The sequence below is a fragment of the Deminuibacter soli genome (assembly GCF_003412455.1).
Taxonomy (GTDB): domain Bacteria; phylum Bacteroidota; class Bacteroidia; order Chitinophagales; family Chitinophagaceae; genus Deminuibacter; species Deminuibacter soli.
Genome location: NZ_QTJU01000008.1, coordinates 135704 through 148372, shown reverse-complemented (window position 1 = coordinate 148372; position 12669 = coordinate 135704). Strand labels below are relative to the sequence as shown.

Genomic DNA, 12669 nt, shown 5'->3' with positions numbered 1-12669 from the left:
ATGATTATAAGCGAGCCAATAATTTCTGTAATTACCATTGTTTACAACGATGTTAAAAATATAAAGGCAACACTGGATAGTGTTTTAAACCAAACCTACAAAAACATTGAATATATTGTTATTGACGGTGGTTCAAAAGACGGAACAGCCGATGTAATCAAAAGCATATCGAACCAGCTTGGTTACTGGGTGAGCGAGCCGGATAAGGGCATATATGATGCAATGAATAAAGGCATTGCTAAAGCCACTGGAAACTGGATTATATTCATGAATTGCGGAGATACATTTTTTTCACCCAAAACTGTTGAGCATGTATTTGGCAACAGCAGTTTTGATGAAAGGGATTTTATATACGGCAGCTCCAAATATTATAAGGCAAACGGGAATATATTTGATAAGCACGTGCCTTATGGGATGGATGATATATGGAGAGGACCCAATTTCAGGCATGGCGCTTTATTTGCGCCAACTGCAATTATGCAGGAATATGCTTTTGATGTAAGCGACAAGAATTTAAAAGTATCTGCTGATTTTGACTTTATCTATAAAAGTTATAAGCGTGGGCATAAGTTTGTAGAAGTAAAAGAAACGATACTGCTGTTCCAGGAAGACGGTGTATCAAACAATTATCTCAAATGCTTAAACGACAATCTCTACATAATTAAAAAGTATGGAGATGCAACACCGTCGAAAAGAGCTTACTATTCTAAATTAAAATTTAAACTGTACACAAAGAACTTTCTGAAAAAAAGTTTTCTTGCGAAGCCGCTTCATTTTATAATACAGTTTATTTATAGTTATTTCCCAAATTATGTGCTGAATGTTGTGCCATTTTATTCGCTGCGGCATTTTTATTACCGCCGTATACTCAAAATAAAACTGGGGCAAAATTCAAGCATACACCTGGGGGTACAGGTTTTTGGCAGGCAAATAAGCATTGGATCCAATACCACGATAAACAGAAAGGTACATTTAGACGGCAGAGGCAAGCTGCAGATTGGCGATAATGTTTCTATATCACAGGATTGTTTTCTGATCACCGCCGACCACGATTATAACACTGCAACATTCAGCTACAGATCCGGAGAAATTCAGATCCAGGATTATGCCTGGCTGGGCACAAGGGTAACTGTTTTACCCAATGTGGTAATAGGGCAGGGAGCAGTTGTATGCGCAGGGGCGGTTGTAACCAAGCCTGTTGAACCGTACACTGTTGTAGCCGGTGTGCCTGCACGTGAAATAGGAAAGCGAAATCCGAACTTAACATATCATCCCGTCGATTTTACCTATTGTGACTAAAGCAATTGCCAACATATCGGAAAAACAAACGCTGCTGTTGCTGAGCGCTTCAATCATACTGGTTTGGTTTATAGCGCCGGTATTGAGCATTTTTGCGATTCTGGGTTATCTGATCGTTACCGGGAATCAAAAACAGCAATTTTTTATACTGCTGGTATCACTAAGCTTCGGGCTTATTGCCTACACCGGCCAATCAATAGGTCCTGATCCCACTGATATTTCACGTTACCATAACGGTTATAACCTGCTCAGTGATACCAATAGTTTTTCCAGTTTCCTGGTGTTATTTGTAGTAGATGGCGGAGGTAACCCGATTTTTTACCTGGTAAATTTCGTGTTGTCCAGGATATTTCCGCACAACCCGCAGATACTTGTATTGGTTTGGGTTACTATCACTTATTATTTTACAACGCTCTCTGTGATAAAAGCGATGGAATATCTGAAAATAGATATTGCATCATGGATGTATATCGGTATTATAGGTATCGTTGTATTAGGCATCATTCCGTTTTTTACGGTAACAGAAATTATTAAACAATGCTCGTCCATCGCCATATTTACCTATGCGCTGATGAAGAAATTGCTTAAAGAAAAGCGTGCTTTCTTATACCTGGTCATCTCACTGCTTGTTCACAGTTCCTCTTTAATGGTCGCATGGATTTATTTTGTATATGAGAAAAAAAACATTGCAAAATGGATGTTAGTAATATTGATGACGAGTGTGCTGCTGGCTTTTTTCAATCTTAATGTAATACTGTCTGTAGTGCTTTCTCCGATTGTGGGAGACGCTGCATTATCAAGGGTTAAAGAGTATGAGAATGTTGAAGTTTGGTCAATCAGCTTCAGGCATTACAGCTGCTTTGCTGTATTTCTGCTAAGCATTTTGCCTTCATACTATTATTATAAAAAAGCGCCAACAACTGATGAGAATGCACCGGCGATCAGGAATATGCTTAATATTTTGTGTCTGGTATTGTGCGTGTTGTTAATTAATCATGGCAATGTGCACAATTTTGTGAGGTATATTTATGGCTTATTCCCCTTTTATATTCTTGCCGTTATTTTATTGTTGAGTACCAAAATAGCCAGAGATCAAAAGTATTTTCTTGTATTGCTGATTTCAGCCTTTTTTACCTATTCTAATTTCAAGTTATTGTCTGTGCAAACTTCTGAGGATGTTAACTATGCCAATTCCTATTTCAATAACTCTTTACTAAACATGGTAACATCTAACGTGATAGATTTTTTAAGTTTTACAATAAGGCAGGAATGAAGATTGTAGTTGCTGATTTTTACAGGGCTGGTAAGGAGCATTATATATTTAACGCATCATTGGTGAAAATATGTACGCAGCTCGCTGATGTTACAGCTGTTCGTTTCATTGCCGATAGTCATCAAACTAACGCATACAGCATATCACACGGTGAAGAGGACGCCAATGGCGTTACATTGAAAGCCTTAACTGTACCTGCAAAAGTGGGCGGCAAACATTGGATAAAAAAGATCGGGTTCGAAATAATTCAATCATTCAGGCTGCTTTGCGCAAGCTCTACAGAAGAGACTGTTATTTTTTCTTCATTGTCTCCCGTAACAAGTGTGTTTGTTAAGTTTTTTGGGTTTTTATGGAAAGGCAAAAACGTATTGATCACATTGCACGGCGATGTTGATTTTATACAGCAGAATAAAACAGGCATGCGCAATTTGCTGGGCAAGTGTTTTAAAGCCAGTTTCCGGATAAAACGAAAAAACGTTAAATACCTCGCACTTTCGTTCCCAATAAGCAATAATTTAATAAAAGAGCATTATTTAAACAGCAACGAGCTTTTTTGGATCAATCATCCCTATTTTTTTAAAAAGCACAGTTTGCATAAAGAACCTGGAAAACCTGTACGCATAGGTCACATAGGCGTAGCAAGCCAGGAGAAGCATACACACTACATTTTTGATGTAGCCCAACGCCTGGCAACATACATTTCGAACGGTGCATTGCATTTCTCGCTGGTTGGTATGGCTGTTAATATCAGTGATTTTTCTAACGGTTATGTAGAAGGTGGCAATACTGCCGGGGAAATGCTTAGCAAGGAACAGTTTGATAAAAAAATTGAGGAACTGGATTATGCGGTATTTTTCTATAGCGATGAACACTACAAGTTTTGCAGCAGTGGCGCAATATTGGATGCTATTAATCATGAAATCCCTGTCATCGCTTTAAAAACGGAAGGGTTTTCGTATATTTTTTCGAAAGCGGCGGGGAGAATGGGTTTCCTGTGTAATGATTTAAATGAAATGACCGCATTAATCGAAGATATAACGAACGGGAAAGTATCAAAGGATGAATATGATGACATGAGAAACACGATTGCTGATTACAAGCACCAGTTCTCTATAGAATATGTGAAAGATCAGCTTGTAGGGCAGAAAGGGTTTATTGATTTTATCAAAGGCAACAGATGATATTTTTTAATAAAATAAAAACAACAAGGCATATCGCAGTATGGGTGCAAACTTTATTTGCTTTGCCTGCTATTTTTATTGGCGTATCAAGTGCATCTTGCCAGCTTAACGAAGCGCATGCAAGCGGCATTACTATCAGTTATCAGCATTCGCTGGAGAAAATATTTAGAGAGAGCAATCTTGGGAAAACCGATACACTTCCTGTAATTGATGTGGCGAAAGGTGAAGTAGCTTCTTTACAGTACATTATTAACGGCGACAAAGATATTACCGATGTTGACGTTCACTTTAACAGCAACGAACAAAACAAGGATATCCTGTCCGGTGCACGTGCGTACTATGAAGGGTTTGTTCGCGCTATGATATTTGCCGATAAACGATCGCGCGATTTTTTGCCTGCGCACGACAATGAATACCCAGACCCGCTATACTCATTTCCCTGCAAACAAATTACAGCAAATCAAAACCAGCCCTGCTGGATCAGTATTCCGGTTGGTGCCAATGCCAAAACTGGGGACTATAAATGCTCGGTAACATTCACGGGTAAATACAAGGGGCAGTCATTTATGTTAACCAGGCGCTTTATTGTAAAAGTGTACCCGGTTGTTTTGAGCAAGGATGATATATTGAGTGTTAGTAACTGGTTTGCATTTGAAACGCCACAAAACGAGTACAAGAAAACATTCAAAAGGATGAATGCCGGTGCAGATGTGCCTTATAATTCTGAGTTGTATTGGGGATATCTGAAAAAATATGCAGCAATCATGTCCGCACACGGGCAAAATGTTTTTTACCTGAGTCCTGTGCATTTGGTGACTTATAAAAGAGATGGCAACAAGTGGGGCTTTGATTTTTCGTTTTTTGACAAAGTAGCAGGCACGCTGCAGGCTAATACAAAATTGAAGTTTATTGAAGGCGGGGCACTTGCTTTAAGGGGGAATGGCTGGGAAGGTAACTTCAGGATGTTGTTTCCTCACCAGGAGAATGGCACTTGGGGTGTGGGGTTGCAGGATCTAAGTAACCCTGATGTACAACAATTTTATAAGGCATTTATGCCTGCATTGTGTGCACATTTGAAAGAGAAAGGATGGGATAAGATATACATACAGCATATTGCAGACGAACCAATTGATGCAAATGCAGATTCTTATATCAGCATCAGCAAATTTATCAGGGCGCAGCTAACCTGTAACCTGAAATTTATTGATGCAGTGCAAACAACAAAAGTTGCAGGATACGTGGATATATGGGTTCCGCAGCTCGATTTTTTTGACAAGAACGCTGCCTTTTTCGAGAACCGGCGCCGCAGCTATAACGAAACTGTTTGGTTTTATACATCGGCTTTCCCGCAAGGTAATTATGCCAACAGGTTTATAGAGCTGCCCCTGGCAAAGGTTAGATTGCTTCACTGGATCAATTTTAAATACAATGCATCAGGCTATTTGCATTGGGGTTTTAACTTCTGGGATGATAACCTGCTGATGCAGCATAAATCGGGTTCAGATGGCTTGCCGGCAGGCGACGCATGGATTGTATATCCTGGCAATAATGAAGTGTTGAGTTCTATACGGTTTGAAACCATGCGCGACGGTATAAATGATTATACACTTTTGCGCATGTTGCAGAAGCAAAATGCCGCGGCTGCACAGGTGCTTGTTAACAAAATTGTATTGAGTTACGATAATTACAATACAGATGCGGCCACCATACTTGCTATTCATAAGCAACTATTGGTGGCACTGTCTAAATAAGCAAGGCGTATTAACTATTAACCGGCCAAACTTTTTTTATTTTAAAAGATGAAATTTCCCAAGGTGTCTGTTGTTATTCCGATGTACAACAGCGAGAAAACAATAGCAAGAACAATTGATTCAGTATTTAAACAAACCTATAAAAATTGGGAATTAATCATTGTTAATGATGGCTCGGTTGACACATCTGAGGCAATCGTCAGGGAAATAATAAGTAAAAACACGCAGTTCAGTATTCAACTGATAGTAAAAGAGAACGGTGGCGTATCTACAGCCCGCAACGCCGGTATGCGTGCAGCAACGGGTGATTACATTGCTTTATTGGATGCTGATGACGAATGGTTGCCGCACAAGCTTGAAATGCAAATAAAGGTATTAACTGAAGACAGTAGTATCGATTTCCTTGGCTCTGCCAGGAATGGTGAAAAATACACCCGCTTTCTTTGGAAAAAATTTGATTACCTGACGCCAATTTCAGCAAGAATACTGTTGTACAGAACATTTTTTGTTACGCCAACGGTTATTTTCAAAAAGAAAATTCTGGAGGAAGTAGGCTTTTTTGATGAAACGCAAAGGTATGCAGAAGAAGGAAATTACTGGATACGTGTAAGCAAAAGTCATCACTGTGTTTTACAGAATGAAAGCCTTGTAATAACCGGTGGCGGTAAGCCTCATTTTGGTTTTTCCGGTCTTTCCTCAAATATGAAGGGAATGGAAAAAGGCGAGCTTAAAAATATGCGCGACGGGCTGAACCTGGGTGTTATTGGTAAATTTGAATATCTATTTTTGGTAACTTATTCGCTGGCTAAATATGTAAGACGGATCCTAATTGTCAAATTACGATAAGTATGCTAAAACGATACGGTTTATTTGGTGCGTTACGAGTTTTTTTGTCGCTTGTTTACACGAAGATTTTCTTTCCGCAGGCTCGCCTTATCAGAGTTCCGTTTGATATAAGAAACAGGAAGTTTATAAGAATAGGGAAAGACTTCACAACCGGCTATGGCTGCAGGATTGAGGTATTTCCACGTAGTGAAGCATCTGGTACCTGCATGGCGATAGGAGATAATGTACAGATTAACGATTACGTTCATATCTCTGCTGTAGAATCGCTTACAATCGGCAATAACGTGCTTATTGCAAGTAAGGTTTTTATTTCAGACCATAATCACGGCAGCTATACACTTGAGAGCAGCGATTCACCGCTTTCTATTCCGGCAAACAGGCCCTTGCCCTCAAAACCGGTAAGAATTGAAGACAATGTATGGATAGGTGAATCGGTATGCGTGTTGCCGGGTGTTACTATTGGTGCCGGTTGCGTTATTGGCGCCTTATCTGTGGTAACGCGCTCTATTCCGCCTTATTCAATTGCTGTAGGTAGCCCTGCAAAAGTTGTGAAAGTTTTTAATATGGAAACACAGGTATGGGAATCTGTGTAGTTTTTTATCATGTATTTACCGGTTATGGCCGGCTGCAAACCATCTACTGATTTGGCCTATGAAGAGTGATATTGACATTGCCGTTTCGATCGTATTATATAAATCTGAGCGCGATGCGATCCAGCAGTTGTTGTCCGATATTTTCGGATGCAACAAAAAGATATTCATATTGCTGATTGATAATTCACCGACTGATGATTTAAAGACTTGCACCAATGATCCAAGGGTGAAATATATATTTAATAATGCCAATCTGGGCTATGGAGCTGCGCACAATATCGGCCTTGAAGAAAGCAGTAAAAGAGGGATAAAGTACCACCTGGTTGTCAATCCTGATATTTCTTTTCAGAGCAATGTACTGAGTACGCTTTACGATTTTATGGATAATCATGAAGAAGTAGGTTTGGTGATGCCGAAAGTATGTTATGAAGATGGGTCTTTGCAACGTTTATGTAAGCTGTTGCCTACACCTTTTGATTTAATAGGAAGAAGGTTTTTTCCTGCATCGCTGGTTAAAAATAGCAATATGCGGTATGAGCTTCATACGTTTGAATACAATACTATTCTGGATACTGCTTGCTTGTCGGGTTGCTTCATGTTTCTCAGGACTGATGTATTAAAAAAATCAGGATTGTTTGATCCTCGCTATTTTATGTACCTAGAAGATTATGATCTTGTAAGAAGAATACACCGTTTTTCCAAAACTATATGTTATCCGTTTGTATCTATTACCCATGGGCACAAAAAAGAATCATATCAAAATAAAACTCTCTTAAAAATACACCTGAAATCGGCAATAAGCTACTTTAATAAATGGGGTTGGTTTTTTGACAAAGAAAGAAAGATTGTTAACAAGCAGGTACTTTCCAATCTTAATAAAAGTACTGTGATTTAGCAACGCGATATACAAAGCAGAATTTTGCTTATAAAACGTACACTCGATGTAAACAATCAGATACAGGAATACGATATTTTTATCTAATTTTTATTTATGGAGAAAATTGCACTTATAACAGGCATTACTGGTCAAGACGGAGCCTACCTGGCAGAGTTACTTTTGTCAAAAGGCTATGAGGTACACGGCATTAAAAGAAGAAGCTCCCTATTCAATACCGAGCGCATAGATCATTTATACCAGGATCCGCACGAGAAAAATGTGCGCTTTACGCTACATTATGGAGATCTTACGGATTCTACCAATCTCATCCGCATTATCCAGGAAGTGCAGCCTGATGAAATATACAACCTGGGCGCAATGAGCCATGTTAAAGTGAGCTTTGATACGCCCGAGTATACTGCCAATGCCGACGGTATTGGCACCCTGCGTATCCTGGAAGCGGTGCGATTGCTGGGGCTGACTAAAAAAGTGAAAATTTACCAGGCGTCTACATCTGAGCTATACGGCCTGGTGCAGGAAGTGCCGCAGAAAGAAACAACGCCTTTCTACCCCCGCTCGCCTTATGCGGTAGCCAAATTGTATGCCTACTGGATTACGGTTAATTACCGTGAAGCCTATGGCATGTATGCCTGCAATGGCATATTGTTTAATCACGAGAGCCCGCTGCGCGGCGAAACTTTTGTTACACGGAAAATTACCCGTGGGGTAGCTAAAATTGCCCTGGGCATGCAGGATAAGCTGTTTATGGGTAATATTGATGCCAAAAGGGATTGGGGCCATGCAAAAGATTATGTAGAAGCCATGTGGCTTATATTGCAGCAGGATAAACCGGAAGATTATGTAATTGCTACGGGTGTAACAACGGAAGTACGTGAATTTATCCGCCTGGCATTTGCTGAACTGGGTATTGTTATTGAGTTCAAAGGTAAAGACGCCGATGAAAAAGGCTATGTTGTATCATGCAGCAATCTTGCATATCAGCTTGAGGCAGGTAAAGAAGTAGTGGCGATAGACCCCCGTTATTACAGGCCTACTGAAGTAGAATTACTGATCGGTGATCCTTCAAAATCGAATAAACAACTTGGCTGGAAGCCGAAATACGATCTGAAAGGCCTGGTACATGAAATGGTGCACGCAGATGTAGATCTCTTTAAAAAAGAAAAGCTGCTGCAGGAAGCAGGCTTTAAAGTAAAAAATCAATTCGAATAACAACCCTTATATCCATGGAAAAGACAGCGAAGATTTTTGTTGCCGGGCACAGAGGAATGGTTGGTTCTGCTATTTTGCGCAAGTTGCAGAAAGAAGGATACAGCAATATTGTAGTAAAAACCTCTGCCGAGCTCGATCTCCGGAACCAGCAGGCTGTAGCCGGCTTTTTTGAAAAAGAGAAACCGGCCTACGTGTTCCTGGCCGCAGCCAAAGTTGGGGGCATTGTAGCAAATAATACCTACCGGGCAGATTTCATTTATGAAAACCTGATGATAGAAGCCAATGTAATACATTCGGCTTATGAAAATAAAGTGGAAAAACTGATGTTTCTCGGCTCTTCCTGCATTTATCCCAAACTGGCTCCCCAGCCACTGAAGGAGGAATACCTGTTAACAGGTTTGCTGGAACCAACTAACCAGCCATATGCTATTGCTAAAATTACCGGCATAGAGTTATGCAACGCCTACCGCGCACAATACGGTTGTAATTTTATCTCGGTAATGCCAACGAACCTGTATGGTCCCAACGACAATTACGACCTGCAGAAATCGCACGTATTACCGGCTTTACTGCGTAAATTTATTACCGCCAAAAAACAGCAGCTGCCCAGCGTTGAAATATGGGGTACAGGAACGCCATTGCGCGAATTTCTGCATGCCGATGACCTGGCCGGGGCTTGTATGTTTCTGATGGAAAATTACAACGAAGCCGGATTGGTAAATGTGGGCGTAGGGGAAGATATTACTATTGCTGACCTTGCCAGGCTGGTAAAATCGATTGTAGGCTATGAAGGTGACATTGTATTTAATACAGAAAAACCGGATGGCACCCCCAGGAAACTGATGGATGTAAGTAAATTGCATGCCATGGGCTGGAAAGCTTCTACTACCCTGCAGCAGGGAATTACTGCGGTGTACGAAGAAATAAAAAATAAAGAATTCAACTAATACGTTTGTTCATGTCCAAATCCATTCTCATTACAGGCGGTGCAGGTTTTATAGGTTCACACGTAGTACGCCTGTTTGTAAACAAATATCCTTCGTATAAAATTGTCAACCTCGATGCCCTTACCTATGCAGGCAACCTGGAAAACCTGAAGGATATCGAACATGCTGCCAACTATGTTTTTGAGAAAGCCAATATACTGGATGCAGATGTAATAGGTGAATTATTTGAAAAACATGGCATTACCGATGTTATTCACCTCGCAGCTGAATCGCACGTAGACCGTTCTATTCACTCCCCGCTTGATTTTGTATATACCAATATCATCGGAACCGTTAACCTGCTGAACGTAGCGAAGGAAGCCTGGAAAGGCAATTATGCCAGCCACCGTTTTCACCATGTTTCAACCGATGAAGTATTTGGCACATTGGGCGATACAGGTTTCTTTACCGAAACCACAGCCTATGAACCCAATTCACCCTATTCGGCGAGTAAAGCAGGCTCTGACCATTTCGTTCGCGCTTACGGCGAAACCTATGGCCTGGGTTATGTAATTACCAATTGCTCCAATAACTACGGACCCAATCATTTTCCTGAGAAACTGATTCCGTTGTTCATCAATAACATCATCAACAAAAAGCCGCTGCCGGTTTATGGCAAAGGCGAAAACACCAGGGACTGGCTGTTTGTGATAGACCATGCCCGTGCCATAGATATTGTTTTTCATGAAGGTAAAAACCACGATTCTTACAATGTTGGCGGGTTTAACGAATGGAAAAACATTGACCTTGTTAAACTGCTGTGTAAACAAATGGATGAAAAACTGGGCAGGGCAGCAGGTGAAAGCGAGCAACTGATCAGTTATGTAAAAGACAGGCCTGGCCATGATTTGCGTTACGCCATCGATGCAGGCAAAATAAACAAAGAACTGGGCTGGAAACCATCGGTAACATTTGAAGAAGGACTGAGCCAGACGATCGACTGGTACCTCAGTAACCAGGAATGGTTAAACCATGTTACTTCAGGTGCCTATAAAACCTATTACGCACAACAATACGAAGCATAATTAGTCATGCCCTGTTTCACTAAGAACAGGGCATGCTGCTATTGGCAGATATGCATAAAGATCTTTACTATGAAAGTTGAGCAAACTGCCCTTGAAGGCTGTTTTATTATACATGATACCGTTTTCCCTGACAGCCGTGGCTATTTTTTCGAGAGTTTTAACCAGCAGAAATTTGCTGATTTAACAGGCCATACCATTCCTTTTGTACAGGATAACCAGTCACACTCCAGCCGGGGCGTACTGCGTGGTTTGCATTTCCAGAAAGGTGATGCTGCACAATCGAAATTGGTGCGTGTATTAAAAGGCAAAGTACTGGATGTGGCGGTTGACCTGCGCCCGGGTTCTGCAACTTTTGGTAAGCATGTGGCTGTAGAGCTGAGCGAAGATTCGCATACCCAATTGTTTGTACCACGCGGTTTTGCGCATGGCTTTGCTGTGCTGAGTGCAGAAGCCACATTTTTCTACAAATGCGATAATTTCTACAATAAGCCTGCAGAAGGAGGGATCATATACAATGATGCGTCCATTAACATCAACTGGCAGTTGGCACAGGATGAAATACTGTTGTCAGATAAAGATCTTTTGCTGCCTACTTTAAAAGAATACAGCGCTTCAATGGCCAACGCATAAACTGCGGCCACATAAAAAGGAAAAAGTATGAAAGGAATTATTCTTGCCGGCGGGTCCGGAACACGTTTATATCCCATTACAAGGGGTATCAGCAAGCAGTTAATGCCTATTTACGATAAACCGATGATTTACTATCCACTATCGGTGCTGATGCTCGCGGGCATAAAAGAAATACTGATTATCACTACGCCGGAAGATTCCGATCAGTTTCAACGTTTGCTGGGTGATGGTAAAGCAGTAGGTTGTTCATTTGAATATGCTGTGCAAGAGAAACCCAATGGCCTGGCACAGGCTTTTGTAATAGGCGAGAAGTTTGTTGGAAAAGAAAAAGTAGCACTCATCCTCGGTGATAATATTTTCTGGGGAGCAGGCTTCAGTCAACTGGTGCAATCGTTCAATAATGTAGAAGGCGGCGCTATTTTCGCATACGAAGTACACGATCCTGAACGTTATGGGGTGGTTGAGTTTGACAATAACTTCAAAGCATTGAGTATTGAAGAAAAACCTTCCAAACCCAAATCAAACTACGCAGTGCCTGGTTTGTATTTTTACGATAATAGCGTTGTGGAGATTGCCAAAAACATACAGCCATCCGCACGCGGTGAATATGAAATTACCGATGTAAACAGGGTTTACCTTGAACAGGGCAAGTTGCAGGTAGGTGTTATGAATCGTGGCGTGGCGTGGCTTGATACGGGTACATTTGATTCGCTGAGTGATGCCTGTGAATTTGTGCGGGTAATTGAAAAACGCCAGTCAACCAAGGTGGGGTGCATTGAAGAAGTGGCTTACCGTATGGGCTTTATTGATCATGAACAGCTGATGAAGCTGGCAGATATTTATGCCAAGAGCGGGTACGGCGTTTACCTGCGGAATATCAAATAACAATTGCGCGGGAGCCATTGCCGGCAAATAGAAGAACGGTGATATAATTAAGGGGCGACTATTGTGGATGTGCAATAACAGCTAAATTGCACT

The 12669-nt window shown here is 41.0% G+C and carries 12 protein-coding genes; all 12 read left to right on the top strand.

Features of this window, described 5'->3' with window-relative positions:
• The 12 genes from DXN05_RS19030 (at position 1) to rfbA (ending at position 12576) form a co-directional block, all read left to right on the top strand.
• Complete coding sequence (locus DXN05_RS19030; RefSeq protein ID WP_116848871.1) at positions 1 to 1299, top strand: glycosyltransferase; 1299 nt, start codon at positions 1 to 3, stop codon at positions 1297 to 1299.
• Positions 1292 to 2572, top strand: coding sequence for an EpsG family protein (locus DXN05_RS19025; protein WP_158559339.1), 1281 nt, complete (start codon positions 1292 to 1294; stop codon positions 2570 to 2572). The genes DXN05_RS19030 and DXN05_RS19025 overlap by 8 nt, the downstream gene beginning before the upstream one ends.
• The gene (locus tag DXN05_RS19020) at positions 2569 to 3753 is read left to right on the top strand and encodes a hypothetical protein (RefSeq protein WP_116848869.1); all 1185 of its coding nucleotides are present in this window, start codon (positions 2569 to 2571) and stop codon (positions 3751 to 3753) included. Before DXN05_RS19025 ends, DXN05_RS19020 begins: the two co-directional genes overlap by 4 nt.
• Complete coding sequence (locus tag DXN05_RS19015; RefSeq protein ID WP_116848868.1) at positions 3750 to 5504, top strand: DUF4091 domain-containing protein; 1755 nt, start codon at positions 3750 to 3752, stop codon at positions 5502 to 5504. The genes DXN05_RS19020 and DXN05_RS19015 overlap by 4 nt, the downstream gene beginning before the upstream one ends.
• Before the next feature lie 48 nt (positions 5505 to 5552).
• The gene (locus DXN05_RS19010; protein ID WP_116848867.1) at positions 5553 to 6350 is read left to right on the top strand and encodes a glycosyltransferase family 2 protein; all 798 of its coding nucleotides are present in this window, start codon (positions 5553 to 5555) and stop codon (positions 6348 to 6350) included.
• Between the two features lie 2 nt (positions 6351 to 6352).
• Entirely contained in the window at positions 6353 to 6943 is a 591-nt protein-coding gene (locus DXN05_RS19005) for a DapH/DapD/GlmU-related protein (RefSeq protein ID WP_116848866.1), read from the top strand.
• A 58-nt stretch (positions 6944 to 7001) separates the two neighbouring features.
• A complete protein-coding gene (locus tag DXN05_RS19000; protein WP_211330101.1) occupies positions 7002 to 7838 on the top strand; it encodes a glycosyltransferase family 2 protein in 837 nt (278 codons plus the stop codon).
• 96 nt (positions 7839 to 7934) lie between these two features.
• A complete protein-coding gene (gene gmd / locus DXN05_RS18995; protein WP_116848865.1) occupies positions 7935 to 9050 on the top strand; it encodes a GDP-mannose 4,6-dehydratase in 1116 nt (371 codons plus the stop codon).
• Between the two features lie 14 nt (positions 9051 to 9064).
• On the top strand, positions 9065 to 9997 hold the full coding sequence (locus DXN05_RS18990; RefSeq protein WP_116848864.1) for a GDP-L-fucose synthase family protein: 933 nt from the start codon (positions 9065 to 9067) through the stop codon (positions 9995 to 9997).
• Between the two features lie 11 nt (positions 9998 to 10008).
• Positions 10009 to 11061 (top strand): dTDP-glucose 4,6-dehydratase, encoded by a 1053-nt coding sequence (rfbB, locus tag DXN05_RS18985; RefSeq protein ID WP_116848863.1) that lies wholly within the window; start codon positions 10009 to 10011, stop codon positions 11059 to 11061.
• A gap of 69 nt (positions 11062 to 11130) precedes the next feature.
• On the top strand, positions 11131 to 11691 hold the full coding sequence (rfbC, locus tag DXN05_RS18980) for a dTDP-4-dehydrorhamnose 3,5-epimerase (RefSeq protein ID WP_116848862.1): 561 nt from the start codon (positions 11131 to 11133) through the stop codon (positions 11689 to 11691).
• A gap of 27 nt (positions 11692 to 11718) precedes the next feature.
• On the top strand, positions 11719 to 12576 hold the full coding sequence (gene rfbA / locus DXN05_RS18975; RefSeq protein WP_116848861.1) for a glucose-1-phosphate thymidylyltransferase RfbA: 858 nt from the start codon (positions 11719 to 11721) through the stop codon (positions 12574 to 12576).
• Positions 12577 to 12669: the final 93 nt, after the last annotated feature.